This is a genomic window from Azospirillum sp. A26 (genome assembly GCF_042604635.1).
GTDB classification, from domain to species: Bacteria; Pseudomonadota; Alphaproteobacteria; order Azospirillales; family Azospirillaceae; genus Azospirillum; species Azospirillum palustre.
The window spans coordinates 494,146-519,358 of record NZ_CP170476.1; the positions used below are offsets into that span (position 1 = coordinate 494,146).

Genomic DNA, 25,213 nt, shown 5'->3' on the forward strand with positions numbered 1-25,213 from the left:
CGCGGCGCTCATTTCGCGGCTCCCGCCGGGATCGGCTTCTTGCCCCCATGCAGGAGGATGGTCGGGTCGCGGTGGGCCAGCAGGCCGCGCGGACGCCACAGCATGATCACCACCATGCCGGCACCAAACGCCAGCATGCGGTAGTCGGCCAGCTCGCGGAACGCTTCCGGCAGGCCGATCACCAGCAGGGTGGCGACCACCACGCCGATCTGGCTGCCCATGCCGCCCAGCACCACGATGGCCAGGATGATCGCCGACTCGATGAAGGTGAAGCTCTCCGGGCTGATGAAGCCCTGGCGCGTGGCGAAGAAGGAGCCGGCGAAGCCGCCGAACATCGCCGCAATCGCAAAGGCCGCCAGCTTCATGTTGGTGCGGTTGATGCCCAAGGACGCGCAGGCGATGTCGTCCTCGCGCAGCGCCTCCCAGGCCCGGCCCAGCGGCAGCTTGCGCACCCTGAGCGTGAACAGGTTCACCACCAGCGCCAGCGCCAGGATGAGGTAATAGAGGAAGACGATGCGGTGGAGCGGCGAGAACTCCAGCCCGAACAGCTCGTGGAAGGCGGCCATGCCGTCGGAGGGCGTGCGGGAGAAGTCGGCGATGCCGAAGAAGCTCGGCCGCGGAATGCCGGAGATGCCGTTCGGGCCGCCGGTGAACTGGTACCAGTTGACCAGGATGATGCGGATGATCTCGCCGAAGCCCAAGGTCACGATGGCGAAATAGTCGCCGCGCAGCCGCAGGACCGGGAAGCCGAGCAGCACGCCCGAGCAGGCGGCGAGCAGGCCCGCCAGCGGCAGGCAGAGCCAGAAGCTGAGCCCGAAGTAATGCGCCAGCAGCGCGTAGCTGTAGGCGCCGACGGCGTAGAAGGCGACATAGCCGAGGTCGAGCAGGCCGGCGAGGCCGACCACGATGTTCAGGCCCCAGCCCAGCATGATGTAGGTCAGCAGCAGGATGCCGATGTCCAGCAGCATGCGGTCGGCCAGCGGCGTCATCGGCAGGATGGCGGCGAAGACCACGGCGACCGGGCCGATGTATTTGCTGGCGTGCTGCACCTTGGCGGCGACGCGGTCCATGCGCTTGTCGCGGTCGGCCTGGGACAGCTTGGAACGGCCGGTGGCGACCGTCATGGCGGCGCGCAGCGCGATGACGCCGCCGCCCAGCACCAGCACCAGGCGCAGCACCTGGGTCGGCATCGGCAGCACCAGCCCGACGCCGGCGCAAAGGACCGCCAGGATCAGCACCGGCAGCGCCATGCCCTGGCGGATCAGCCCGAGCCCGAGCCGGCCGAGGAAGACCAGCAGGATGGAGGCGACGACCTCCTCCGGCCGGGCTTCGATGCCCAGCCCGGTGGGGCGGTCCACCGTGCGCAGTCCCACCAGCGGCACGGTCAGCAGCAATGCCACGAAGGCGGCGAGGCCGGCGTCCTTGATCGTGGCGGCCCAGTCGACGCCGCGCGTGGCGCCGCGCCCGGCGGAGAGGGTGTTGGAATGGGTGGTCATGGCGCTTACACCTTCTCGATCTCGGGCCGGCCGAGCAGGCCGGTGGGCCGGAAGATCAGGACGAGGACGAGGATGGAGAAGGTTGCGACGTCCTTCCATTCGGACCCGACATAGCCGGACCAGAAGGCCTCGATCAGGCCGATGACCACGCCGCCGAGCATGGCGCCGGGCAGCGAGCCGACCCCGCCGAGCACGGCGGCGGTGAAGCTTTTCACCCCGGCCAGGAAGCCGATGTAGAAGTCGATGACGCCATAGATCAGCAGCACCATCATGCCGGCGACGGCGGCGAGCGCGGCACCCATGACGAAGGTCAGCGAGATGACGCGGTCGACGTTGACGCCGAGCAGGCCGGCCATCTTCTTGTCCTGCTCGCAGGCGCGCTGGGCGCGTCCCAGCGAGGTGCGGTTGATCAGCATGGTGAAGCCGACCATCAGGACCAGGGTGATGATGATGGTGGCGAGGCGGACGTAGCTGACCGAGACGGCGCCGTCCATCAGGGTGAGGTTGCCGGGCAGGATGGGCTGCAGCGGCTTGGAGCGGGCGCCCTGGAGGATCTGGATGTAGTTCTGCAGGAAGATCGACATGCCGATGGCGGAGATCAGCGGCGCCAGCCTTGGCGAGGAGCGCAGCGGCCGGTAGGCGATGCGCTCGACCGTCCAGCCATAGACGCTGGTGAACAGCATGGAGGCGAGCAGCATGATCAGCAGCGCCAGCGGCACCCAGGTGATGCCGAGCGCGCCGATGGCCAGGAAGGTAATCAGCGCCACGAAGGAGCCGATCATGTAAATCTCGCCATGGGCGAAGTTGATCATCCCGATGATGCCGTACACCATCGTGTAGCCGATCGCGATCAGGCCGTAGATCGCTCCAAGCGACAAGCCGTTGATCAATTGCTGAAGAAAATATTCCATCAGGCAGGCTTCTCCCACTCTCCCAGATCAACGAATAGGCAGGCACGCGAAAACCGGGCAAAAACTGGATTTAAGCCGTGTGCGGCAGCGGAGTTCCGATCCGGATGAACGGGGGAGAACATCCAGGACCGAGGCAGGGGACGCTTGGAACCCCGCCGCCGCACCCGGTTCTTGCCGAAGCCCCGCCGGATGCGGGATCCGGCGGGGCTTCGGGCGAATTCGTTACAGGGGACCGCTGCGGGCCGGCATGCCGGGAGCCGGGACAAGGCCGGCCTTCATCCGGACGGGCGCCCAGGCATGCATCTTCCGGATACGCGACGAGGTCGCGGGGGTGCGGTCATGCACCCGAGCGGCATTCCGTCGTTCGACCATGGTCAACAGCTCCCACTTGCGCGGCACGGGCTTGCAGCCGTGGCGTCCCCACCGGCATCGCTGCCGGACATCCTGCTTGTGAATCGCGGGCCAGTTCGGACGGAATGACCGTCCGGACAGCACCAGTCGGCGAAAGGCGCCGCGCCTTACCCTGTTCAAAACTGTTCTTGGTCTTTGGCCCCGGCACTTAAGCGCCGGTTGCATATGTTACCCTTTTTCTTGTGACAGACAGGTAATGCAACTTGATCCGTAGGCGCAACACTCTCTTTCCAAGGGTTGAAAAAAACAACAATCGTTCCGAAGCGTCGCGCCTTTTCCGTTCAAAATTTCTGTCCTTGGCGGTTCCGAGAAATATCGTTCAGTTTATTGTCAACAGCTGTTCACATTATCCGCCGACCAGTTCGCGCGGGTCGGTGAAGGGCTGTCCCAGGGCTTCGGCGACCGCCGGATAGGTCAGCCGGCCGGCCTGGACGTTCAGCCCGGCCAGCAGGTGCGGATCCTCGGCCAGCGCTCGTTTCCAGCCCTTGCCGGCCAGCGCCTGGACGAAGGGCAGGGTGGCGTGGTTCAGCGCCTCGGTGCTGGTGCGGGCGACCGCGCCCGGCATGTTGGCGACGCAGTAATGCACCACGCCGTCCACCACATAGGTCGGGTCGGAATGGGTGGTGGCGTGGCTGGTCTCGAAGCAGCCGCCCTGGTCGATGGCGACGTCCACCAGGACCGAACCGCGGCGCATGCCGGCCAGCTGGTCGCGGCGCACCAGTTTCGGCGCCGCGGCGCCCGGCACCAGCACGGCGCCGATCACCAGATCGGCATCGGCGACCAGCCGGTCGAGCGTGTCGGCGGAGGCATAGACGGTCTTCAGCCGCGGGCCGAACAAATCGTCCAGCTGGGCCAGCCGCGGCATGGAGCGGTCGGCGATGGTCACGTCGGCGCCCAGCCCCATCGCCATGCGGGCGGCGTTGGCGCCGACCACGCCGCCGCCGATGACCAGAACCTTGCCGGGCAGCACGCCGGGCACGCCGCCCAGCAGGATGCCGGAGCCGCCGTTGCTTTTCTGCAAGGCGACGGCGCCGACCTGGATCGCCATGCGGCCGGCGATTTCCGACATCGGCGCCAGCAGAGGCAGGCGGCCGGCGCGGTCGGTGACTGTTTCATAGGCGATGGCGGTGCAGCCGCTGTCCATCAGCAGCCGGGCCTGTTCGGGATCGGGGGCGAGGTGCAGATAGGTGAAGAGCACCTGATCCGGCCGCAGCCTGCGACATTCCGCCGGCTGCGGCTCCTTGACCTTCACGATAAGCTCGGCCTTTGCAAAGACCTCCTCGGCGGTTTCGGCGATCTCGGCCCCCGCCGCGCGGTAGGCCTCGTCGGAAAAGCCGATCTCGGCGCCGGCGCCGCTCTGCACCAGCAGGGAATGGCCGTCCGCCGTGAGTTCGCGGACAGATGCCGGCGTCAGCCCGACGCGGTATTCGTGGTTCTTGATTTCCTTGGGAACGCCGATGCGCGTGACCATGCGAGATCTCCCCGATCCGAACGCCCGTTTCCGTCAATCCGGCCAATCGAATCCAGCAGAACCATTGGTATCCAAGGAAACCATCGGTGGAGCGGATTGTCTCAGCAATGTCACTATACGGCCGGCGAAGCGGGTGAATCTCTGCAAAGCCTTGCATGAATCCCCCATAGTGTGGTGGTGCTTTCGCACGATCCACCACGTCTTCGAATAAAGTTGCATGCACGCCCTGGACGCTCTGGACCACAAGATCCTGCGCCTTCTCCGCAAGGACGGCCGGATGAGCAACGCCAAGCTGGCGGCGGAGGTCGGGCTGTCGCCCTCGGCCTGCCTGCGCCGCCTGCACATGCTGGAGCATTCCGGCGTCATCCGCGGCTATACCGCCATCATCGAGACGGTGGACGAGGAGCGGTCGGTGACCGTCCTCGTCCAGATCACGCTGGAACGGCAGACCGACGAGTATCTGCGCCGCTTCGACGCCGCCGTCCGCCGCTGTCCGGAAGTGCGGGAGTGCTATCTGTTGTCCGGCAGTTCCGACTATCTGCTGCGGGTGGTGGCACAGGATCCGGGCGATTACGACCGCATCTACAAGGATTCGCTGTCGCGCCTGCCCGGCGTGGTGCGCATCCAGTCGAGCTTCGCCATCCGCAGCATCGTGCGCCCCGGCAGCCTGCCGGCGCTGGAGGATCGGGCGGACTGACCGTTGAGGGAACGTCTTCCTTTTGCCGAAGGAGGCACGTTCGCTCAGGAAGGGCCGCGTGCCACCGCCCGTGCCACCGCCGTGATCGTGTAATCCTTGAATTCCGGAGCGAACCTGTCCAAGTTCGGGGAACCATGACACTGCCGCCCCGCCATATCCGTAACCTCCTGCGTGCAGGCCGCGTTCACGCAGGCTCGCCCGCCCCGGATCTGGTCGCCTGAGGCAAGGCTCCCGGACCGTCCGGGGCCGACATCGTCTCCAAATCCAAGAGAGCCGCTCGAACCGCATCCATGCGGTCGCGGGTTTATCGCGTGCAACCGCCGCATGACCGATGAGGCGCCCACCGGGGGGGCGTCGCCTGGCGGCCGGTTGTGCGCATGCCGAGAAAAGCGAAGGAAGACCTCGATGCGTCCCGCAGACCAGTTTCCGCCCATCGTGCTGACCGCCACCGACCATGACCGCCTCTCGGCTCTGGTAGAGGCGGTTTCCGAGAGGTTGCCCGATGTATACGCGTACCTCACGGTCGAACTGGAGCGCGCTTCGGTGGTCGATGCCGGCGAACTGGTGACGACGGTGGTCAGGATGGGCGCGCGCGTGGCGTTCCGGGATGAGGTGACCGGGCAGGAGCGGACCGTCACCCTGGTTTATCCGGGCGATGCCGACCTCGCGGCCGGTCGGGTGTCGGTGCTGACCCCCATCGGCGCGGCCCTCATTGGCGTCGCGGAAGGACAGTCGATCACATGGTACACGCGCGAGGGCGAGGCGAAGACCCTTACCGTCTTGGCCGTCGAGCCTCCCATTGCGGACGGGCGCGCCGTCGCCGCATGATCCGCGGTCGGAAGAGCGACTGCACGCAAGACGCTTCACAACCGCTTCGTCGGCTGGGCGGCTATGGGAAATACAGCCCTGCGCCAAGGCCGCCGATCTTTCCTGTTCCCTCTCACCCGAACAGGTCGAGTTCCGGGTCGGGGGCGGTTTCCGGGTGGGTCAGGTCGGTGCAGCCGATGCCGATCAGGCGGAAGGCGCGGCCGTCGACCTCGCGTTCCAGGAGCGCGAGGCCGGCCGCCAGGATCGCCTCGGCCGAGCGGGTCGGCTCCACCCGGCGGGAGCGGGTCAGCTGCTGGAAATCCTTGGTCTTCAGCTTCAGCACCACGCTGCGGCCGAGCAGCCCCTCGCGCTCCAGCCGGCGGGCGACCTTGTCGGCCAGCGGGCGCAGCTCCTGCGCCAGGGCGGGCAGGGTGGTCACGTCCCAGTCGAAGGTCTCCTCCGACGAGATGCTCTTGCTCGGCGACTCGGGATGGACCCGGCGGGAATCCTCGCCGCGGGCGTAGCTGTAGAGCACCCGGCCCATGGCGCCGTAGCGCTTGACCAGCCAATGCTCGTCCCTGTCCTGCAGGTCGCCGACACGGGTGATGCCGTCGGCGAACAGCTTGCGCTCCAGCGCCGGGCCGACGCCCCACAGGATGGTGACCCGCTTGGGCGCCAGGAAGGCCGCCGCCTCCGCCCGGCCCAGCGCGGAGAAGCCGCGCGGCTTGTCGAGGTCGGACGCGATCTTCGCCAGCAGCTTGTTGTAGCTGAGGCCGATGGAGGCGGTGATGCGCAGTTCCCGCTCGAAGCGGCGGACGATCTCCACCAGCGCCTGGGCCGGGCTGATGCTGAGGCGGTCTTCCACGCCGGTCAGGTCGAGATAGGCCTCGTCGATGCTGATCGGCTCGACCAGGGGGGTGAAGGCCTCCATGATCTCGCGGGCGCGATGGCCGACCTCTTTGTATTTGGCGATGTTGGGGCGGATGATGGTGGCGTCGGGGCAGCGGTCCAGCGCCTCGCGGATCGTCATGGCCGAGCGCACGCCCGATATCCGCGCGACATAGCAGCAGGCGGCGACCACCCCGCGATGGTCGTCGCCGCCGACGATCACCGGACGGCTGGCCAGCTCCGGCCGGTCGCGCTTCTCAACGGTGGCGTAGAAACTGTCGCAGTCGATGTGGCCGATGGGCAGGCTGTGCAGCTCGGCATGGCGGAACAGCCGCCGGCTGCCGCATTTCGGGCAGCGCGTCATTTCACCCGATCCTGCGCCGGGGAGGGCGGCGGCGCAGTCGCGGCAGACGCTGTGCAGGGCGGTGGTCATGATGGTTGACCCGTGGCCTTCTCGGTCCGGCGGTATGATAAGGCCGAGAGTAGCAAGACGTGGCGGTAGGGGCCAGTCTTTGGGTACGTATGGTGAACGGAACTGACAATCGGTGTCAGGTCAGGGCTTGCCGTCGGCCGGCGGGTGGGACGCCGGCAGATGGTCAAGCGGCAACGCACCGCCGGCCTTGACCGTCTGGATCGCGAAGTTGCTGCGGATGTCGGCGACGCCCGGCAGCTTCAGCAGGGTTCCCAGCAAGAATTTCTCGTAGCCGGCCAGTTCGGGAACGACGACCTGAAGCAGAAAGTCGGACTCCCCCGAGACCAGATGGCAGGAAACGACCTCCGGCAACGCCTTCACCGCTTCGCGGAAGGCGGTCGCCTCGCGGTCGTGGTGGCGCTCCACCTTGATGCCGACGAACACCGTCAGGCCAAGGCCGACGGCCTTCCGGTCGAGCGAGGCCTGGTAACCGGCGATGACGCCGGCTTCCTCCAGCAGACGGACCCGGCGCAGACAGGGGGACGGCGACAATCCGACTTCCTCGGCCAGCTCGACATTGGTCAGCCGGGCGTCACGCTGCAAAGCCGCCAGGATGCGGCGGTCGATGGCATCGAATTTCATGATTGGCACGACCTTCATGTTGATCGCCAGTTTCTTGGCATGATTCACCAGAATGCTGCGCTCTAGCAGCGCAACTCGCAAGGACCTGCCAGCGTTCCCGGAGCTAGACTCGGTCATCGATTTCGGGCGAGGGAGGCGGGAATGCCGGGACTTTCGATCTTCATCGGCGCGCTGGCGGTGGCCTATCTGGTGCCGGGAGCCGACATGCTCCTGCTGTTGCAGACGGGGGCACGGCAGGGGCGGCGGCATGCGTTGGCGACGGCACTGGGGCTGGCGATGGCGCGGGCGGCCCATGTGGCGCTGGCCGCCCTGGGGCTGGCGGCGCTGCTGCGCACCGCGCCCGCGGTCTTCGACCTCGTCCGCATCGCCGGAGCCGCCTATCTGGTATGGCTGGGCATCGGCGTCCTGCGCATGCCACCCCTCAGCCCCGCTGCCGCTGGCGGTGCGGCGGGACCGCAAGCGGGGAGGGGCGCTGCGTCCTACCTTGCGGACATGCTGCGCGGCCTGCTGACCAACCTGCTGAACCCCAAGGCGCTGCTGTTCTGCTCGGTCCTGCTGCCGCAGTTCATCCAGACCGAGGCCGGCGGCGTGTCCGGGCAATTCGCCATGCTGGGTGCGATCCTCGTCGGCGTCGGGATGGCCTTCGACAGCCTCTATGCCCTGGCCGGAGCGGCCCTTGCCGGGCTGGTCGCCCGTCACCGTGTCGTGGAGGCGGTGCAGCGCTGGAGCTTCGCCGCCCTGCTGATCGGCTTCGGCGTGCGGCTCGCCGCCGTTCAGCGGCTGTAGGGCCTATCTCAGCACATCCCCACCCACCGCCAGACGGCCGGCGACGACGGCGGCCTGGGTGCGGCTGACCACGTTCAGTTTGCGCAGGATGCTGGAGACGTGGACCTTCACCGTCTGCTCCGACACGTTGAGATCTCCGGCGATCTGCTTGTTCAGCTTGCCGTCGACGATCATCGTCAGGATGCGCAGCTGCTGCGGCGACAGCGAGGCGAAGCGGCGGGCAGCGTCGGCCTCGTCGGCTTCCGATGACACCGCCGACAGCGGCGGCGCCCAGGTCTCGCCGGACAGGATGGCGCGGATGGCGTCGGCCATCGCCGGCATCGACAGCGATTTCGGGATGTAGCCCGAGGCGCCATAGGCCAGCGCCCGGCGGATGGTGTCGGGATCCTGCAAGGCCGACAGGATGGCGACCGGCACGGTGGGGTGATGGGCCAGCATCAGGAACAGGCCGGCGAAGCCGTGGGTGCCGGGCATGTTCAGGTCGAGCAGGACGAGGTCGATCCCGTCCGGCCGCTGCCCCACCGCGGTCATCACCGACTCGAGGTCCGGGCATTCGATCACCCGCACCTCCGGCATCGCCCTGCCCAGCGCGTCGCGCAGCGCCGCCTGCACCAGCGGATGGTCGTCGCCGATGACGATTGTCGTCTGTCCGGCCACCGTTTGCCCGGCTGCCGTTTCGGCCGCCGTCTGCCCAGCCGTTTCCGATGCGCCTGCTACGCTGTCCTCGCCCATGGCTTCCGCACTCCCCCCATTTGCGGCCGCCCGGCTTTTGTCCGGTTCCAGCCTTAACGCTCGGCCACGGCCGCCGTCTGCAAGGCCGCCCCGTTCAGGAAGCGGCGCAGCGACGCCGGCTTCACCGGTTTGTAGAGCACCCCGCAGCCGCAACGCTCCGCTTCCGCCCGCACCGCTTCGGAACGGTCGGCGGTCAGCAGCAGCCCCTTGACCGGGCGGTCCCACAATTCCCGCAACCGCTCCAGAACCGCAAGCCCCGTCTGGCCGTCCCCCACGTGATAATCGACACAGACCACATCGGGAAGCGCCCCGTCGAAGGGGGTGAGCGCCGCCAGCGCCCCGGCGACGTCCGACGCCGTCGCCACCCGGCAGCCCCATTGGCCGAGAAGGGCGCGCAGGCCGGCGAGGATCGGTTCCTCATTGTCGATGCACAGCACCAGAAGCCCGGCCGACAGGGCGGCGGGGGTGGAGACCGGGCGGGTGACCGGGGTGGCGCGGGCCTGCTCCATCGGCACCTCCACCGCGAAGCCGGTGCCGCGCCCGACGGTGGAGCGCAGGGTGACGGGGTGGTCGAGCAGCCGGGCGATGCGGTCGACGATGGCGAGGCCGAGGCCCAATCCCTTGTCGGCGGGGTTGCCGCCGCCGTTTTCGCCGCCCAGCCGGCGGAACTCCTCGAACACCTCGTGGCGCTTGGCCTCGGGGATGCCGGGGCCGGTGTCCCACACCTCGATGCGCAGCCGGTCGCCGTGAAGAGGGTCGCGGCGGCGCCGGCAGCCGAGCAGGACGCGGCCCTTCGGCGTGTAGCGGATGGCGTTGGACAGGAAATTCTGCAACACCCGGCGCAGAAGCTGCGGGTCGGAGCGCACCACCGCACCGCAGCCCACCACCTTCAAGGTCAGCCCGCGTTCCTGCGCCAGGGCGGAGAACTCCACCCCCAGCCCGCCCAGCAGCTCGTCGATGGCGAAGCTGCGCAGCGTCACGCGGACATTGCCGGCGTCGAGCGAGGAGATGTCGAGCAGCCCGCCCAGCAGCATCTCGGTCGAGCGCAGGGAGGCGGCGGCGTTGTCGATCATGCCGCATTCCGACTCCCGCTGGCCGGGCGTCGGCAGCGGTCCCCGCATGCTCTCCTCCAACGCCGAGACGAACAGGCGGGCGGCGTTCAGCGGTTGCAGCAGATCGTGGCTGGCGGCGGCGAGGAAGCGGGTCTTGCTGGCATTGGCCGCCTCGGCCTCCGCCTTCGCCTGTTGCAGGGCGTCGGTGCGCTCCTGCACGCGGTGCTCCAGGCTCTCGTTGGCCTCGCGCAGGGCCTCGGCGGCGCGGTAGCGCTCGGTCACGTCGGTGTAGGTCGAGACATAGCCGCCTTCCGGCAGCGGATTGGCGACGATCTCCAGCACCGTGCCGTCGGGGCGCCGCCGCTCGTAGCGGTAGGGCCATTGCTGGTTGGCGGTGTCGCGGTTGGTCAGCAGCGCCGTCATGTCGTGGGCGCTGTATTCGCCGCGCCGCTCGTTGAAACGGATCAAATCGGCGAAGGGCACGCCAACCCGCACCATGTCGGCCGGCAGGTCGAGCAGTTCCAGATAGCGGTGGTTCCAGGCGGCGATGCGGTGGTCGGCGTCGATCACGCAGATGCCCTGGCCGATGTTCTCCAGCGTCGCCTGGAGAAGCTTGCGGTTGAAGCGCAGCGCCTCCGACGCCTCGTCCAGCATCGCCATGGCGTCGCCGCGCGACAGCGTGCGGCCCTGGAGCGAGGCGGCCATCACCACCCGCGCCGACGCCGCGCCGATGGCGCCGGCGATCAGCGTCTCGGTGAAGCGGACGGCGTCGAGGTCGGCGGGGCCGGTCTCGCCCTTGCGGCCGGCCGGATGGAGCAGGCCGCCCCTGGCGGCGTACGCATCGAAGGCGGCGTTGCCGCGCTCCGCCCCGACGAAGCGGATGGCGAGCGCCCGCAGGTCGGCCAGCTTGGCCAGCGCCTGGGGGGTGTCGTCCTCGTCCCGGTCGGCGCTGGCGCTGGTGTAGAAGACGGCCTGGGTGCGCTCCACCGCGCTGGGCCGCGCCAGCAGCGAGCCGGCGACGAAGGCGATCAGGTTGGCGAGCAGGCTCCACAGGCTGGCGTGGGAGATGGGGTCCAGCCCCTCGATCCCGAACAGGGCCTGCGGGCGCAGCCAGCCGATGCCCCAGGGGCCGTGATCGAGGAAGGCGTCCGGCACCGGCACGATGCGCGCCATCGACGGCACCAGCAGCGTGTAGACCCACAGCAGGAAGCCGGCGCCCAGCCCGGCCAGCGCCCCCACCCGGTTGGCCCGCCGCCAGTAGAGCCCGCCGAAGAAGGCCGGCCCGAACTGCGCCACCGCGACGAAGGACAGGAGGCCGATGACGGTCAGCGGGTAGTCGTGGTCGACCAGCCGGTGCATGGCATAGGCCAGCAGCAGGATGCCCACCACCGACAGCCGCCGCACCAGCAGGAGCGTGCCGACCATGTCGCGCCGGCCGACGCGGGCGGCGAAGCGCTTGCGCCTGAGCAGCAGCGGCATCACCACGTCGTTGCACAGCATGGTGCTGAGCGACACCGCGGCGACGATGACCATGCCGGTCGCCGCCGACAGGCCGCCGATGAAGGACAGCAGGCTGAAACCGCTCGCCCCCGCCGCGATGGGCAGGGTGATCATGAAGGTGTCGGGATTGATGCCGTCTTCGAAGGTGATCAGCCCGGCGACCGCGATGGGGATCATCAGGGCGCTCAGCGCCACCAGATAGGAGGGGTACATCCAGGCGGCGGCGCGCAGATGGCGGGGATTGTCGTTCTCCACCGTCATCACATGGTACATCTGCGGCAGGCAGAGGAAGGCGATGATCGAGATCGCCGTGTTCGACCACCAGGTCGGGTCGGTGAAGTCGGGCGACAGCAGCGGTTCGGCCTGCGGCCGGGCGATCAGGTCGGTGTAGCCGTCGAACATGCCCCAGACGATGAAGGCGGCCACCGCCAGAAAGACGGTCAGCTTCACCAGGCTCTCGAACGCAATGGCCAGCATCAGGCCGCGGTGATGCTCGCTGGCGTTGATGTGGCGGACGCCGAACAGGATGGTGAAGACCGCCATCGACAGCGCCACGGCGAAGGCGGTGTCGCCCCAGACCGGCGGCGGCAGCGCCGCCGGGGCCGCCAGCGACGGGGCCGTCAGCACGTCGAAGCTGGCGGCGACCGCCTTCAGCTGCAAGGCGATGTAGGGCAGCACGCCGACCAGCGCCGTCAGCGTCACCAGCGCCGCCACCGCCTGGCTCTTGCCGTAGCGGGCGCCGATGAAGTCGGCGATGGAGGTGACGTTCTGCGCCTTGGTGATGGCGATGGTCTTGGTCAGCACCGGGCGGGCCGCCAGCAGCAGGATCATCGGCGCCAGATAGATCGGCAGGAAATCGAACCCGCTGGCCGAGGCCCGGCCGACCGAGCCGTAGAAGCTCCAGCTGGTGTTGTAGATGCACAGCGTCAGCGCAAAGAGGATGCCGGTCGCCCGCGGCGAGGCCGACAGCAGCGCGCCGCCGGCGGTGCGCCGGTCGCCCCACCAAGCGATGGCGAACAGAACCCCCAGATAGGCCGCCGAAACGGCCAGCACCAGCCAACTCTGCACGACCGACGGACCTCTTTGGGGTGGGACGGGGGACCTGTGCGACGACCCTATCGCAATGCTCCCGCCGCCGCCAACGGGCGGGCTGGGAATTGCTCAAGAACTGTGCAGGGCTGAACGAAGGTAGGGGGCGCAAATGGTTTGTTTATCGAACTATTCTGCGCCTGCCGGACGCCGCCGTCCCGGTCGCCGCTGGTGCGACGGCTGGCGTTCCCGCCCCGGTCCCGGGCATCCGCCAAAGGGGCCGGGGACCGCCGAATCGGCCGTTTCCGTCTCCTCCCTCGGACGGGAACGGCCGCTTCCGCGCCCGCCGTCCGGCCCCGCCGGCAATGGGACAAACGGGGGTCCCTGTCGGTTTACTGCGTCGTCATCGCTGGGAAAGCGTCGCGAACGGCCCAATCTATGGCAAGATGGTCCATCGTAAGGGAGCCCGGCCGTCGGTGCCGGCCCCGGTGCGTGGCCTGAAACGGAAGACGGACGCCCAAGAGAATGCTGATCGACGCCTATTTGGGGTTCCGGGTCGGGGACGTGGTCCTGGACCGTGCGGAGCTTGCGGCCGGCACCGCCACCATCAAGGAAATCCACGTCGTTCCCTGTGACTGGGCGCATGGCCTGACCGGCATCGCCGTGATGGAGAACGGCGCCGAGCGTTTCATCGTCCAGCTGAAGAAGGTGCGCCCCACCGAGGAAGAGGTCGAGACCGAAAGCAACGTCCGGCCGCTGCGCCACCGCGCGCGCTGAACCCTGTCTCTGACAGGGCAAGGCCCGCCGCTCCGGATCGGAGCGGCGGGCCTTTGCTTTTTCGGCAGTTGCGGTGGGCGCCGATCATGCTCTTTTCTCGGCCGTCATTCCCGCGAAGGCGGGAATCCAGCCGTTTCAAGCGCTTGACCGGGAAGCCTGGATCCCCGCCTTCGCGGGGATGACAGCCGACAATCGCCCCTAGAGAGACAAGCAGCCCCGTCAGTGACGAAGCTGGACGCGCCCGCCGTTCCTGCGCGCGTCATCGACGCTGGCGATGGCGGGCAGGCCGCGGAGGAAGGCGGCGCCGGTGTCGGTCGCCTCGAACAGGACATGGCCCTGACGGTCCTGGCCGCGGAGCCGGGCCTCGGTCGCCATGCCGGCACTGCGGACGGCGGCCGACAGGTCGGACACGGCCTTCCAGATGCGGGCACGGTGTTCGGCGGCGCTGGAACATCCGGTCGCATCCGCGACGGCCAGCGTTACGGTAAAGGAATGAAGCTCGATCGCCATGGTGGCACCACGGAACTTGGAGTGCGGGGTTTGGAAAACCCGGAACGTTCCGGCCATCGGCCGGATACGGCGCCGGCCCTTGGGATCGAGAAACTCAGTCGTAACGGGGAAGCTTCGACAGGACGATGTCGCTGATGAGGCCGCGGAGCTGGCTGACCGGGAGCTGTTCCACCGGAATGCTGACCGCGCGGGCATAGGTCTCGCAAACGTGCCAGGCGTGGTCGGGTTCGACCAGGATGTGCCGGGCGAGATCATGTTCGTCGGCGTTCGCCCGTCCGGGGAGCGCCTTTTCACAGGCCAGAGCGGTTTGCACCATATCGCTGGCCAGATTGTGCAGGTTCATGGATGGCACCTTCCCATGCTCGGGAAATCGTTGGGGGCACAAACAAACTAGACCTTCGTTCCGGATTCCGCAATGGCGCCTATGACGTTCGGCTGTGACAATTCGACGATGGAGCCACAACCAGCGCCTGGGCGATGCCGCCGCGGACCGGCCGATACCGGGACCAACATAGGTCGCAGCGAATTATTCCGCCTGTGACCGTTTCGCGGGTCTGACGCGGCAAATTTCGGCCGGCTCCGCCGCCACTGCGCTCTTGCGCCGGGATGGCTTTTGCTTATGGGGGCCATAGTCCGTCCCGCTCCCAACACCATTGCGTAGGCCTGCCGGTTGTGGATTGATGAGTGGGTCACAATCAATACCGGAGATCCGCACCATGTCCGCCGACCTTTGGCTCGCCTTCGCCGCCGCCTCCGCCATCATGCTGATGATTCCGGGGCCGACGGTGCTGATCGTCGTGTCCTATGCCTTGGGCCATGGGCGGAAATCGGCCATGGCGACGGTGGCCGGGGTGGCGCTGGGCGACTTCACGGCGATGACAGCCTCCATGCTGGGGCTTGGGGTGCTGCTGTCGACCTCGGCGGCGCTGTTCACCCTGCTGAAATGGGCGGGCGCAGCCTATCTCCTCTATCTCGGCATCAAGCTGTGGCGGGCGCCGGTCAAGGACGCCGAGGCGGTGGCCGACGACTCGGACGTCAAGCCGTGGCGCATGATGCTGCACACCTATGCCGTCACCGCGCTGAACCCCAAGAGCATCGTCTTCTTCGTCGCCTTCCTGCCGCAGTTCCTCGACACCGGCCGGCCGCTGGCCGGGCAGATGGTGGTGATGGAGGCGACCTTCCTGGTGCTGGCGACGCTGAACGCCGCCGGCTATGCCCTGCTGGCCTCGGCGGCGCGGCGCGCGGTCAGGACCCCGTCGGTGCAGCGGACGGTCAACCGGGTCGGCGGCTCGCTGCTGATGGGCGCCGGGCTGCTGACCGTGGCCTGGAAGCGGACGGCCTGAGCCGGTTCATTGACAAATCATTATAACTTCACCGAAAATTGTCTGCGAATGAGGTGGTGCACGCGCCGGTAACCGTCTTGGGGCCGGCGAAAGCGAATCGATCCGCGGGGGCGGTGATGGTCGACGGGGGCAAAGGGGCCGGCATGGCGGACATTCTCCGGCGGGACTCCGCCGGGGATGTCCTGGAATTCGCCGCCGAGGCGGAGGAATCCGCCGACGGCGGGCGGCGCAATCCGCCCTGGCTGATCCTGATCGTCGACGACGACCACGAGGTCCACGCCATCACCCGCGTCGTGCTGGGCGAGATGATGTTCGAGGAGCGGCCGGTCCGCTTCCTGTCCGCCTACACCGCAAGGCAGGCGCGGTCGCTGCTGGCCGAGCATCCGGGCATCGCCGCCATCCTGCTGGACGTGGTGATGGAGACCGACGATGCCGGGCTGAAGCTGGTCCGCCACATCCGCGAGGAGATGGGCAACCGGCAGATCCGCATCATCCTGCGCACCGGCCAGCCGGGTCAGGCGCCCGAACGGCAGGTGATCGCCGCCTACGACATCAACGATTACAAGGCGAAGAGCGAACTGACGGCGCAGAAGCTCTACACCGCCGCCGTCGCCGCATTGCGCTCCTACCAGCACATCGCCACCATCGAGCATGGCCGCCAGGGGCTGGAGCGGGTGATGGAGGCGGCCGACCATCTGGCCGGACTGCGCTCGCGCCCGCAATTCCTGGCCGGGCTGGTCGGGCGGGCGGCGGCGCTGGCGACCGGCGCCCACTCCGCCCTGCTGTGCGCCGCCGGGGAGGACGGGCAGCCGTCCATCGTCGCGGAGGCTGGCTTGCCGGCCGAGCTGCCGGCGGAGGCCGCGGCCACGATCATGGCGGCGCTGGCCGACGGGCACACGCGTTGGAGCGAGCGCTGCGGAGTCGCCGTGCTGCGCGGCCGCGATGCGCCGATGCTGGCGCTCTGCCTGCTGGGCGGCCCCTTCGCCGCTGGCGACCGGCCGCTGGTGGAACTGCTCTGCACCAAGGCGGCGGTCGGGCTGGACAATCTGCGGCTTTACGAGCGGTTGAACCAGGCGCAGATCGCCACCGTCCATGCGCTGGGCAAGCTGGCCGAATACAAGGACGAGGTCACCGGCGACCATGTGAAGCGGCTGGGCCGCTGGGCCACCGCCATCGCCCGCGAACTCCAGGCCCGCAACGCTTTCGCGCACGAGCTGGACGACTGGTTCTGCGACACCATCGGGCTGGCCAGCGTGCTGCACGATGTCGGCAAGGTCGGCATCCCCGACGCCATCCTGCGCAAGCCGGGCCGGCTGGACGAGGCGGAGATGGCGGTGATGCGCGAGCATGCCGCCATCGGCGGCAGCATCCTGCGCGATGCCTGCGGCGGCGACCGCCACGGCTACCTGTCGATGGGCGCGGAGATCGCCGAGAGCCATCACGAGAAGTTCGACGGCAGCGGCTATCCGAAGGGTCTGGCCGGCGACGCCATCCCGCTGGCCGGCCGCATCGTCGCCGTCGCCGACGTGTTCGACGCCCTGCTGCACCGCCGCCCCTACAAGAAGGCGTGGGACATCGCCGAAGTGCTGGACCTGCTGCGGGCGGAGGCCGGCAGCCATTTCGACCCGCGGGTGGTCGACGCTTTCCTGGCGGTGCTGGAACGCGACGGGGCAGGGGCGTAACGCCCGCCGCCCCGCCTTCAGGAGCCGGTTTTCAGACGCCCAGCACGTCGCGCATGCTGTAGAGGCCCGGCGTCTTATCCTGCGCCCACAGGGCGGCGCGGACGGCACCCTTGGCGTAGATCCCGCGGCCCGACGCCTTGTGGGTCAGCTCGACCCGCTCGCCCTCGCTGGCGAAAATCACGGTGTGGTCGCCGATCACGTCGCCGCCGCGTAGCGTGGCGAAGCCGATCTCGCCGCGCGGGCGGGCGCCGGTGTGGCCGTCGCGCACCTTCTGCCAGACATCCTCCAGCGCCACCGCGCGCCCGGCCGCCGCGGCGCGGCCGAGACCCAGCGCGGTGCCCGACGGCGCATCGACCTTGCGGCGGTGGTGCATCTCAAGGATGTCGATGTCGTAGTCGTCGTCCAGCGCGTGGGCGACCTGCTCCACCAGAGCCAGCAGCAAATTGACGCCCAGCGACATGTTGGGCGACTGGACGATGGCGGTGTGGGTGGCCGCGGTGGCGATGGCCGCCTGCTGCGACGGGTTCAGGCCGGTGGTGCCGACGACCAGCACGGTTTCCGACTGGGCGGCGAGCGCGGCGTGCCGCTCCGTCGAGTCCGGGCTGGTGAAGTCGATCACCGCGTCGGCCTCGGCGAAGAGCGCTGCCGGGTCGTCGATGGCGGTCACGCCCAGCGGGTCGATCCCGGCCAGGATGCCCAGATCCTTGCCCAGCGCCGGACCGCCCAGCCGCTCGGTCCCGCCGGCCAGCGTGCAGCCCGCGGTCGCCGCGATCTCGCGCACCAGCATCTGGCCCATGCGCCCCGCGCACCCGACGACACCGATCTTCATGACGCCCATCCTCCGTTCAACGCTTGCGGGCGCACCTTCCCGCCCTCCTGCGGTTTAGCACAGGCCCGGCCGTGGCTTAAGCGCCAAGGCAGCCGCGCAGCGATGCGGCGAGGTTGCGCATCAGAGTGGGATACAGCGCCTCGCCTTCCGGCAGGTCGGCGCCTTCGGGGTCGAGCACGCCGGTTCTGGCATTGGTGCCTTCCACCACCGTGCGGACCAGCGTCGGCTCGAACTGCGGTTCGGCGAAGACGCAGGCGGCGTTCAGCCCGGCGATTTTGGCGCGGATCGCCGACAGGCGCTTGGCCGACGGGCGGCGGTCGGGGCTGACGGTGATGGAACCGACCGCCGAGAGGTCGTAGCGCGCCTCGAAATACTGGTAGGCGTCGTGGAAGACGACGAAGGGCTTGTCCTTCAACGGCGCCAGCGTGGCTTTCAGTTCGGCGTCCAGCGCGTCGATCGCCTGGAGCGTGCGGTCGGCGTTGCTGCGGTAGGCCTCCGCATCGGCCGGATCCCTGGCGGCCAGCGCGTCCGCCGTCGCGGTGACAATGGCGCGGGCGTTGGCGGGATCGAGCCAGATGTGGCTGTTCAGCTCGTCATGGTCGTCATCATGATCCTTGTGGTCGTGGTCCTTGTGGCCGTGCCCGTCATGGCCGCCCTCATGGCCGCCCTCGTGGCCATGGTCATGCGGCTCCCAGGCGCCGCCTTCGCGGGCTTGCAGCAGGGTCATGCCCTTCTGCTCCATCAGGGTCAGCCGTGTCGCCTTCGGCGCGTTGGCCTTCAGCGGCTTTTCCAGGAACCCTTCCAGCTCGGGACCGACCCAGACCACCAGATCGGCAGCCGACAGCGCCTTCGCGTCCGACGGCTTCATCGTGTAGCTGTGCGGCGAGGCGCCGCCGCGGACCAGCAGGACCGGCTCGCCCACCCCATGCATGACCGAGGCGACCAGGGAATGGATCGGCTTGATCGACACCACGACCTTCGGTGCCTCGGCCCAGGCCGGCAGGGCGGCAGTGGCGCCGGCGGTGGCGACAAGAGCGCTCAGGGTGCCGGCCACGAAGCCGGGCAGCGCGAATCGACGCATGGGAGGGATCCTCTCGACTTGCTGGACAGGTCGCTGGTTTCAGCGCATAGGGAAGTCACGCTCAACTGGTGTCACGTTATAACATAACATGTCAACATCCAGCTTCTCCGACGGCCGGTCCCGGGATGCGTCCGCGCTGTTCGCCGGCCCGCTCGCCTGGACCGAGGATCTGACCGTCCGTTTCGGCAGCCGCACAGTGCTGGACCGCGTCAACATCGCCGTCCAGCCGGGCGAAGTGGTGACGCTGATCGGCCCGAACGGTGCCGGCAAGACGACGCTGGTGCGCGCCGTGCTGGGGCTGACGGCGCCCGATGGCGGGCGGGTGCTGCGGCGCCCGAACCTGCGTGTCGGCTACATGCCGCAACGGCTGTCGGTGGACCAGACGCTGCCGCTGACCGTGCGCCGGTTCCTGGCGCTGTGGCGGCCGGTGACCGCCGATCAGGTGGCGGCGGCGCTGGAGGAGGCCGGGGTGACGCGGCTTGCCGACTCGGCGGTGCAGACGATTTCCGGCGGCGAGATGCAGCGGGTGCTGCTGGCCCGCGCCCTGCTGGGCGAGCCGGACCTGCTGGTGCTCGACGAGCCCGACCAGGCGGTGGACGTGCATGGGCAGGCGGAGCTGTTCAACCGCATCGCCCAGGTGCGGCAGCGGCGCGGCTGCGGCGTGCTGCTGGTCAGCCACGACCTGCACACGGTGATGGCGCGTACCGACCGGGTGATCTGCCTGAACGCCCATGTCTGCTGTTCCGGCCGGCCGGAGGATGTCAGCCGGCACCCGGAATATCATGCCCTGTTCGGCGGCCACGCCCGCGACCTCGCCGTCTATGTCCATCACCACGACCATGCCCATGCCGAGGACGGCAAGGTCGTGCACGACCATGACGGGGACTGCTGCCATGGATGAGTTCGTGATCCGCGCCCTGCTGGCCGGCGGCGGCATCGCCCTGCTGGCCGGGCCGCTGGGCTCCTTCGTGGTGTGGCGGCGCATGGCCTATTTCGGCGACACGCTGTCCCATTCTGCCCTGCTGGGGGTGACGCTGGGCTTCCTGCTCGGCGTCAACCCGATGATCGGCGTCATGGTGGTCTGCGTGTCGCTGGCGCTGGCGCTGGTGGCGTTGCAGCGCCGCCGCCATCTGGCGGCCGACACGCTGCTGGGCATCCTGTCGCACGGTTCGCTGTCGCTGGGGCTGGTGGCGCTGGCCTTTCTGGAGACGCTGCGCGTCGATCTGATGGCCTATCTGTTCGGCGACATCCTTTCGGTGACCGACGGCGACCTGATGGCGATCTATGGCGGCGGCGCGGTGGCGCTGACCGGTCTGGCGCTGCTGTGGCGCCGCCTGCTGGCGGTGACGGTGGACGAGGATCTGGCGCGGGTGGAGGGCATGCCGGTCGACGCCCTGCGGCTGGCCTTCATGCTGCTGATCGCGCTGGTGATCGCCATCGCCATGAAGATCGTCGGCATCCTGCTGATCACGTCGCTGCTGATCATCCCGGCGGCATCCGCCCGCCGCTTCGCCCGCACGCCGGAAGGGATGGCGGCGCTGGCCTCGGTCCTGGGCATCCTGGCGGTGATCGCCGGGATCCTGGCTTCGCTGAACTGGGATTTGCCGGGGGGGCCGAGCGTGGTGGTGGCTGCCGCCGCGCTGTTCCTGCTGGGATCGCTGGTGCCGTTGCGGCGCTGAGTGCAATCAGAAAAATATTATACCCGCATGTAATTCCCGTTTTCCGACGTGCTCGCCTGCCCCATAGTCCGCCGGCGGACGCGATGGCGGAAGGGCCGCCATCGCCGCCGTACCAAGGGAGGGCTGGAGGATGGAAAAGATCCTCACTCTCCTGATCCTGGTGCTGGAGATCGTCAAGCGGCTGCTTGACCTTCTGACGCACTAAGATCGGGCGGGCGGGCCGGGGAGTAGCAGTCCTCGGCCTGCCTACCCCCGATATTGGTGTTGCACCCGCCCGCTGTCAACGGGGTGTCCGAAAACACTCATTCGTCGATGTTGCGCGCCAGCACTTCGCGCTTGCCGGAGTGGTTGGGCTTGCTGACCACCCCTTCGGTCTCCATCCGCTCGATCAGGCGGGCGGCGGAGTTGTAGCCGATGCGGAGTTGGCGCTGGATGAAGCTGGTCGAGGCCTTGCGCTCGCGGCAGACCACCGCCACCGCCTTGTCGTAGAGGTCGTCGCCCGATCCGCCGCCGGTGCCGGGCAGGGCGCCGTCGTCGAAGGACTCCTCGCCCTCCTCGTCCTCCAGGATGGCGTCGACATAGTTCGGTTCGCCCTGCGCCTTGAGGAACCGGACGATCTGCTCGACCTCGTGGTCGGAGACGAAGGGACCGTGGACGCGGGTGATGCGGCCGCCGCCGGCCATGTAGAGCATGTCGCCCTGGCCCAGAAGCTGTTCGGCGCCCTGTTCGCCGAGGATGGTGCGGCTGTCGATCTTGCTGGTGACCTGGAAGCTGATGCGGGTCGGGAAGTTGGCCTTGATGGTGCCGGTGATGACGTCGACCGACGGGCGCTGCGTCGCCATGATCAGGTGGATGCCGGCGGCGCGCGCCATCTGGGCGAGGCGCTGGATCGCCGCCTCGATGTCCTTGCCGGCGACCAGCATCAAGTCGGCCATCTCGTCGACGATCACAACGATGTAGGGCAGCTCGGTCAGGTCGAGCGGCTGCTCCTCGAACAGCGGCTTGCCGGTGTCGGGGTCGAAGCCGGTCTGGATCCGGCGGGTCAGCGACTCGCCGCCCTCGCGTGCCTCGCGCAGGCGGGCGTTGTAGCCCTCGATGTTGCGGACGCCCAGCTTGGACATGTTGCGGTAGCGGTCCTCCATCTCCCGCACCGTCCATTTCAGCGCGACCACCGCCTTCTTGGGGTCGGTGACGACCGGTGTCAGCAGATGGGGGATGCCCTCATAGACCGACAGCTCCAGCATCTTGGGGTCGATCATGATGAAGCGGCAGCGCTCCGGCGGCAGGCGGTAGAGCAGCGACAGGATCATGGTGTTGATCGCCACCGACTTGCCCGAGCCGGTGGTGCCGGCGACCAGCAGGTGGGGGAAGCGGGCGAGGTCGGCGACCACCGGCTGGCCGCCGATGTCCTTGCCCAGCGCCAGCGCCAGCTTGCCGCCATGCTTGTCGAAGCCTTCGGCCGCCATCAGCTCGCGCAGCAGAACGGTCTCGCGCTTGGCGTTCGGCAGCTCGACGCCGATGACGTTGCGGCCGGGGACCACGGCGACGCGGACCGACACCGCGCTCATCGAGCGGGCGATGTCGTCGGCAAGGCCGATGACGCGGGAGGATTTGGTGCCGGGGGCCGGTTCCAACTCGTACAGGGTGACGACCGGGCCGGGATGGACCTTCTGGATCTCGCCGCGCACGCCGAAATCGCCCAGCACGCCTTCCAGCTGGCTGGCATTGCGCTGAAGCGCCGCCTCGTCCAGCTGTTCGCCGCGGATGCCGGTGGGCGGCACCTGCAGCAGGTCGAGCGGCGGCAGCTCGTAGCCCGGTGGACCCTCCTCCTCGCCCAGTGGCAGGCGGCTCTGGCGCGGGTCGTTCTTCGCGGCCTCGCGCTCCGATGCGGGGGATTTGGGCGGGGTGACAATGGGGACGGTGCGGGCCGGCTTGTCGGCTGTGCTGGGGGCGTTTGTGCTGGCGGTGGCCGGGCTTGCCGCCGGTCCGGCCGTCGGCGGAATCCGGCCGGCATCGAGGCCGGCGGTGGGACGCGGGGGCACCTGAACGGCTTCGTCGAAACGCGGGATGTCGCGTTTGTCGCCGCGCAGCGAGGCATCAACCGCGACCGAGGCGGCCTGTGCGGCCGTGCGGCCGTGGCGGCGCAGGGAGTCCACGCCGTTGCGGGTCCCCTGGCGGATCAGGCGGACGCCGTTGACCATGCCGCGGCCGAGCGCGCGGAAGCTGGCGATCCATTCGCCGATCGACAGGCCGGCCGCCAGGAACAGCACCAGCCCGCCGCCCACCGCGGCGACGGTCGCCACCATCGGCTCGGCCCCGAACAGGTTGCCGACCCCGCGCAGCAGCACCTGGCCGATGCTGCCGCCCGGAAGCGGAGCCAGCGGGTCGGTGGAGGCGTCGGTCAGGCCGGCCAGCGCCATCGCCACCAGGAACACGCCCCACAGCGCCAGGACGGTGCGGAACAGCGGGTTGCCGAGCTTGCGCTGGGCACCCAGCCGCCAGCCCCAGAACATCGGCACCAGCGCGATGACGAAGGCGGCCCAGCCCAGCGACTGGATCAGCAGGTCGGCGGCATAGGCGCCGGGGATGCCGAACAGGTTGTGCGTGCCTCCCGCCGTGGCGGGGACCGAGTTCAGCGAGGCGTCATGCGGGTCGTAGCTGCCCAGCAGCACCATCAGCAGCAGGCCGAACAGCCCCAGCACGAAGCCCATCGCCTCGCGCGCGCGGGCGACGACGAAGGCGCGCATGGCCGGCGAGAAGAAGGGCGGCTTTTCCTGCCGGTTGCGGCCGGAGCGGATGCGGTCCTTCCCCGGCTCCTTCGCGGCCTCGCGGGGGGCTCCCTTGCGCGGGCTGGGGGCGGGCCGTCCCAGGCTGGGCCGGGGGCGCGCGGAGGAGGGGCCGGCGGGTCGGGCCATGGGACGGAAACCTCGTGCTGTAGAAACCGAAAAAGGGGCTGACCGGAACCGGGTGCCGGAACCGCTCAGCCGAGAATGCGGACGATGGACGCGCAGGCCTGGGCGACGGTGTCGGTGTCCTGCACCAGGGCGACGCGGATGAAGGCCTCGCCGGGGTTCGGCTCGCCGGGGTTGCTGCGCGACAGATAGGCGCCGGGCAGGACGCGGACCGCGCCCTCCGCCCACAGCCGCTTGGCGGCCTCCTCGCCGTTGCCGACCTCCAGCCAGAGGAAGAAGCCGCCGGCCGGGCGCCGATAGCCGTAGCGGCCGCCCAGCTCCGCCTCCGCCGCCGCGAACTTGGCGCGGTAGGCGGCGCGGTTCTCCTCCACATGGGCCTCGTCGCGCCACAGCGCGGTGCTGGCGGCCAGGATCGGCAGCGGCATGCCGGCACAGCCGTAGCTGCGCAGGCGGGAGAAGCGGCCGATCAGCGCCGGGTCGCCGGCGACGAAGCCGGAGCGCAGGCCGGCAGCGCTCGACCGCTTGGATAGGGAATGGAAGACCAGCAGGTTGGACCAGGGCTTGCCGTCCTGATAAGGCAGGCCGGCCGCGACCTGGAGCGCGCCGGCCGGCGGGGCGTCCAGCCAGATCTCGGCATAGCATTCGTCGACCGCCAGCACGAAGCCGTACTGCCGCGCCAGACCGATGGCCTTGGCGAGATAGGCCGGCGTCGCCGCCGCCCCCTGCGGGTTGGCGGGGGTGCAGAGGTAGAAGAGCGCCGTGCGTTCCAGCAGCTCCGGCGTCAGGGCGTCGAGGTCGGGCAGGAAGCCGGTCTCGCGCGTCGCCGACAGGAACACCGGCTCCGCCCCGGCCATCACGGCGGCCCCCTCATAGGGCGCGTAGAAGGGGTTGGGCATCAGAACCGCCGGCTGGCGCCCGGCCTTCTGCGTCGGCACCGCCAGCAGGGCCAGCATGAACAGCGCCTCGCGCGTGCCGGACAGCGGCAGGATGGAGCTGTCGGCCTGCAACAGCCCGGCCGGCAGATCGTAGCGGCGGTTCAGCCAGTCGCCGGTCGCGGCGCGGAACTCCGGCGTGCCGCCGACCGGCGGATACTTGTTCCAGCCGGATGCGCTGGCGCGCAGAGTCTCCTCGATGATGGCGGGCGGGGTGTGCTGGGGCTCGCCTACCGTCAGCACGACGGGAGCGACATTGGCGCGCGGGGTGATCGGCGCCAGCAGATTGGACAGCCGGGTGAAGGGATAATCGGTCAGCAGGTCGAGCCGGTCGTTGCCGATCGCCTCGGTGAAGACGGCACCGCTGTTGACGCTGAAATCCGCAGAAACCATGGCGACCGCAACCCTCTTCGCAACCCCGGATGCCGCACCCCGGCCCGGGGAGGCGGCCATGTCTTCGATTGAGCGACCGATCCTATCGGCGGGGCACGGGGGGCACAAGCGCCCAGAACCTTTGGGCGCGGCGGGTGGCCGAACGGTCACAGCGGACGGAAGACAGTGTCCTTACGGGTCGCCCTCCTATTTCATCCGGGTGATATTGACGCCCGGTTTTCATCCGGGTAAAATGCGCCCC

21 protein-coding genes are annotated in these 25,213 nt (G+C 68.9%); 8 read left to right on the forward strand and 13 right to left on the reverse strand.

Going from position 1 to position 25,213, the window contains the following annotated elements:
• Window positions 1-8: 8 nt before the first annotated feature.
• The 3 genes from livM to ald all read right to left on the reverse strand — a co-directional run bounded on the left by livM (window position 9) and on the right by ald (window position 4,289).
• On the reverse strand, window positions 9-1,496 hold the full coding sequence (gene livM / locus ABNQ39_RS33150; protein WP_376965399.1) for a high-affinity branched-chain amino acid ABC transporter permease LivM: 1,488 nt from the start codon (window positions 1,494-1,496) through the stop codon (window positions 9-11).
• 5 nt (window positions 1,497-1,501) lie between these two features.
• Window positions 1,502-2,407 carry an ABC transporter permease subunit gene (locus ABNQ39_RS33155; RefSeq protein ID WP_109491242.1) on the reverse strand — a complete coding sequence of 302 codons (906 nt, stop codon included), beginning with the start codon at window positions 2,405-2,407 and terminating at the stop codon, window positions 1,502-1,504.
• Window positions 2,408-3,164: 757 nt separating this feature from the next.
• Window positions 3,165-4,289 (reverse strand): alanine dehydrogenase, encoded by a 1,125-nt coding sequence (ald, locus tag ABNQ39_RS33160; RefSeq protein WP_376966556.1) that lies wholly within the window; start codon window positions 4,287-4,289, stop codon window positions 3,165-3,167.
• Window positions 4,290-4,506: 217 nt separating this feature from the next.
• Here ald and ABNQ39_RS33165 point away from each other — a divergent pair, with 217 nt between their 5' ends.
• Both ABNQ39_RS33165 and rnk read left to right on the forward strand, forming a co-directional pair.
• Complete coding sequence (locus ABNQ39_RS33165) at window positions 4,507-4,986, forward strand: Lrp/AsnC family transcriptional regulator (protein WP_376966558.1); 480 nt, start codon at window positions 4,507-4,509, stop codon at window positions 4,984-4,986.
• 405 nt (window positions 4,987-5,391) lie between these two features.
• Window positions 5,392-5,814, forward strand: a complete 423-nt coding sequence (rnk, locus tag ABNQ39_RS33170) for a nucleoside diphosphate kinase regulator (protein ID WP_376966560.1) — start codon at window positions 5,392-5,394, stop codon at window positions 5,812-5,814.
• A 112-nt stretch (window positions 5,815-5,926) separates the two neighbouring features.
• On the opposite strand, the gene ABNQ39_RS33175 is transcribed toward rnk, so the two are convergent.
• Both ABNQ39_RS33175 and ABNQ39_RS33180 read right to left on the reverse strand, forming a co-directional pair.
• Complete coding sequence (locus ABNQ39_RS33175) at window positions 5,927-7,114, reverse strand: DNA polymerase IV (RefSeq protein ID WP_376966562.1); 1,188 nt, start codon at window positions 7,112-7,114, stop codon at window positions 5,927-5,929.
• A 120-nt stretch (window positions 7,115-7,234) separates the two neighbouring features.
• Window positions 7,235-7,735, reverse strand: coding sequence for an Lrp/AsnC family transcriptional regulator (locus ABNQ39_RS33180; RefSeq protein WP_376966564.1), 501 nt, complete (start codon window positions 7,733-7,735; stop codon window positions 7,235-7,237).
• 141 nt (window positions 7,736-7,876) lie between these two features.
• Here ABNQ39_RS33180 and ABNQ39_RS33185 point away from each other — a divergent pair, with 141 nt between their 5' ends.
• On the forward strand, window positions 7,877-8,521 hold the full coding sequence (locus tag ABNQ39_RS33185; protein ID WP_376966566.1) for a LysE family translocator: 645 nt from the start codon (window positions 7,877-7,879) through the stop codon (window positions 8,519-8,521).
• Window positions 8,522-8,524: 3 nt separating this feature from the next.
• Here the strand turns inward: ABNQ39_RS33185 and ABNQ39_RS33190 are convergent, their stop codons facing one another.
• Together ABNQ39_RS33190 and ABNQ39_RS33195 are read right to left on the reverse strand one after the other, a co-directional pair.
• Window positions 8,525-9,253, reverse strand: a complete 729-nt coding sequence (locus ABNQ39_RS33190; protein WP_376966568.1) for a LuxR C-terminal-related transcriptional regulator — start codon at window positions 9,251-9,253, stop codon at window positions 8,525-8,527.
• Between the two features lie 53 nt (window positions 9,254-9,306).
• Entirely contained in the window at window positions 9,307-12,873 is a 3,567-nt protein-coding gene (locus ABNQ39_RS33195; RefSeq protein ID WP_376966570.1) for a hybrid sensor histidine kinase/response regulator, read from the reverse strand.
• 486 nt (window positions 12,874-13,359) lie between these two features.
• Between ABNQ39_RS33195 and ABNQ39_RS33200 the strand changes: the two genes are divergently transcribed.
• Window positions 13,360-13,611, forward strand: a complete 252-nt coding sequence (locus ABNQ39_RS33200; protein ID WP_109048879.1) for a hypothetical protein — start codon at window positions 13,360-13,362, stop codon at window positions 13,609-13,611.
• A 219-nt stretch (window positions 13,612-13,830) separates the two neighbouring features.
• On the opposite strand, the gene ABNQ39_RS33205 is transcribed toward ABNQ39_RS33200, so the two are convergent.
• Complete coding sequence (locus tag ABNQ39_RS33205; protein ID WP_376966572.1) at window positions 13,831-14,121, reverse strand: hypothetical protein; 291 nt, start codon at window positions 14,119-14,121, stop codon at window positions 13,831-13,833.
• A 94-nt stretch (window positions 14,122-14,215) separates the two neighbouring features.
• Window positions 14,216-14,464, reverse strand: coding sequence for a hypothetical protein (locus ABNQ39_RS33210; protein ID WP_098736097.1), 249 nt, complete (start codon window positions 14,462-14,464; stop codon window positions 14,216-14,218).
• 373 nt (window positions 14,465-14,837) lie between these two features.
• Between ABNQ39_RS33210 and ABNQ39_RS33215 the strand changes: the two genes are divergently transcribed.
• The gene (locus ABNQ39_RS33215; RefSeq protein ID WP_376966574.1) at window positions 14,838-15,464 is read left to right on the forward strand and encodes a LysE family translocator; all 627 of its coding nucleotides are present in this window, start codon (window positions 14,838-14,840) and stop codon (window positions 15,462-15,464) included.
• Between the two features lie 143 nt (window positions 15,465-15,607).
• Entirely contained in the window at window positions 15,608-17,146 is a 1,539-nt protein-coding gene (locus tag ABNQ39_RS33220) for an HD domain-containing phosphohydrolase (RefSeq protein ID WP_376966576.1), read from the forward strand.
• 31 nt (window positions 17,147-17,177) lie between these two features.
• On the opposite strand, the gene dapB is transcribed toward ABNQ39_RS33220, so the two are convergent.
• Window positions 17,178-17,975, reverse strand: a complete 798-nt coding sequence (dapB, locus tag ABNQ39_RS33225) for a 4-hydroxy-tetrahydrodipicolinate reductase (RefSeq protein ID WP_376966578.1) — start codon at window positions 17,973-17,975, stop codon at window positions 17,178-17,180.
• Between the two features lie 76 nt (window positions 17,976-18,051).
• Window positions 18,052-19,056 carry a zinc ABC transporter substrate-binding protein gene (locus tag ABNQ39_RS33230; protein WP_376966579.1) on the reverse strand — a complete coding sequence of 335 codons (1,005 nt, stop codon included), beginning with the start codon at window positions 19,054-19,056 and terminating at the stop codon, window positions 18,052-18,054.
• Between the two features lie 88 nt (window positions 19,057-19,144).
• Between ABNQ39_RS33230 and znuC the strand changes: the two genes are divergently transcribed.
• Together znuC and znuB are read left to right on the forward strand one after the other, a co-directional pair.
• Window positions 19,145-19,957, forward strand: coding sequence for a zinc ABC transporter ATP-binding protein ZnuC (gene znuC / locus ABNQ39_RS33235; protein ID WP_376966581.1), 813 nt, complete (start codon window positions 19,145-19,147; stop codon window positions 19,955-19,957).
• Window positions 19,950-20,735 (forward strand): zinc ABC transporter permease subunit ZnuB, encoded by a 786-nt coding sequence (gene znuB / locus ABNQ39_RS33240; protein ID WP_109050349.1) that lies wholly within the window; start codon window positions 19,950-19,952, stop codon window positions 20,733-20,735. The genes znuC and znuB overlap by 8 nt, the downstream gene beginning before the upstream one ends.
• A 302-nt stretch (window positions 20,736-21,037) precedes the next feature.
• Here the strand turns inward: znuB and ABNQ39_RS33245 are convergent, their stop codons facing one another.
• Together ABNQ39_RS33245 and ABNQ39_RS33250 are read right to left on the reverse strand one after the other, a co-directional pair.
• Complete coding sequence (locus ABNQ39_RS33245; RefSeq protein ID WP_376966583.1) at window positions 21,038-23,650, reverse strand: DNA translocase FtsK; 2,613 nt, start codon at window positions 23,648-23,650, stop codon at window positions 21,038-21,040.
• Between the two features lie 65 nt (window positions 23,651-23,715).
• Complete coding sequence (locus tag ABNQ39_RS33250) at window positions 23,716-24,972, reverse strand: aminotransferase class I/II-fold pyridoxal phosphate-dependent enzyme (protein ID WP_376966585.1); 1,257 nt, start codon at window positions 24,970-24,972, stop codon at window positions 23,716-23,718.
• Window positions 24,973-25,213 lie beyond the last annotated feature (241 nt).

Coding starts and splice junctions, on each gene's coding strand:
- livM (WP_376965399.1), bottom strand. CDS start 1,496: ATGACCACCCATTCCAACACCCTCTCCGCCGGGCGCGGCGCCACGCGC.
- ABNQ39_RS33155 (WP_109491242.1), bottom strand. CDS start 2,407: ATGGAATATTTTCTTCAGCAATTGATCAACGGCTTGTCGCTTGGAGCG.
- ald (WP_376966556.1), bottom strand. CDS start 4,289: ATGGTCACGCGCATCGGCGTTCCCAAGGAAATCAAGAACCACGAATAC.
- ABNQ39_RS33165 (WP_376966558.1), top strand. CDS start 4,507: ATGCACGCCCTGGACGCTCTGGACCACAAGATCCTGCGCCTTCTCCGC.
- rnk (WP_376966560.1), top strand. CDS start 5,392: ATGCGTCCCGCAGACCAGTTTCCGCCCATCGTGCTGACCGCCACCGAC.
- ABNQ39_RS33175 (WP_376966562.1), bottom strand. CDS start 7,114: ATGACCACCGCCCTGCACAGCGTCTGCCGCGACTGCGCCGCCGCCCTC.
- ABNQ39_RS33180 (WP_376966564.1), bottom strand. CDS start 7,735: ATGAAATTCGATGCCATCGACCGCCGCATCCTGGCGGCTTTGCAGCGT.
- ABNQ39_RS33185 (WP_376966566.1), top strand. CDS start 7,877: ATGCCGGGACTTTCGATCTTCATCGGCGCGCTGGCGGTGGCCTATCTG.
- ABNQ39_RS33190 (WP_376966568.1), bottom strand. CDS start 9,253: ATGGGCGAGGACAGCGTAGCAGGCGCATCGGAAACGGCTGGGCAGACG.
- ABNQ39_RS33200 (WP_109048879.1), top strand. CDS start 13,360: ATGCTGATCGACGCCTATTTGGGGTTCCGGGTCGGGGACGTGGTCCTG.
- ABNQ39_RS33205 (WP_376966572.1), bottom strand. CDS start 14,121: ATGGCGATCGAGCTTCATTCCTTTACCGTAACGCTGGCCGTCGCGGAT.
- ABNQ39_RS33210 (WP_098736097.1), bottom strand. CDS start 14,464: ATGAACCTGCACAATCTGGCCAGCGATATGGTGCAAACCGCTCTGGCC.
- ABNQ39_RS33215 (WP_376966574.1), top strand. CDS start 14,838: ATGTCCGCCGACCTTTGGCTCGCCTTCGCCGCCGCCTCCGCCATCATG.
- ABNQ39_RS33220 (WP_376966576.1), top strand. CDS start 15,608: ATGGCGGACATTCTCCGGCGGGACTCCGCCGGGGATGTCCTGGAATTC.
- dapB (WP_376966578.1), bottom strand. CDS start 17,975: ATGAAGATCGGTGTCGTCGGGTGCGCGGGGCGCATGGGCCAGATGCTG.
- ABNQ39_RS33230 (WP_376966579.1), bottom strand. CDS start 19,056: ATGCGTCGATTCGCGCTGCCCGGCTTCGTGGCCGGCACCCTGAGCGCT.
- znuC (WP_376966581.1), top strand. CDS start 19,145: ATGTCAACATCCAGCTTCTCCGACGGCCGGTCCCGGGATGCGTCCGCG.
- znuB (WP_109050349.1), top strand. CDS start 19,950: ATGGATGAGTTCGTGATCCGCGCCCTGCTGGCCGGCGGCGGCATCGCC.
- ABNQ39_RS33245 (WP_376966583.1), bottom strand. CDS start 23,650: ATGGCCCGACCCGCCGGCCCCTCCTCCGCGCGCCCCCGGCCCAGCCTG.
- ABNQ39_RS33250 (WP_376966585.1), bottom strand. CDS start 24,972: ATGGTTTCTGCGGATTTCAGCGTCAACAGCGGTGCCGTCTTCACCGAG.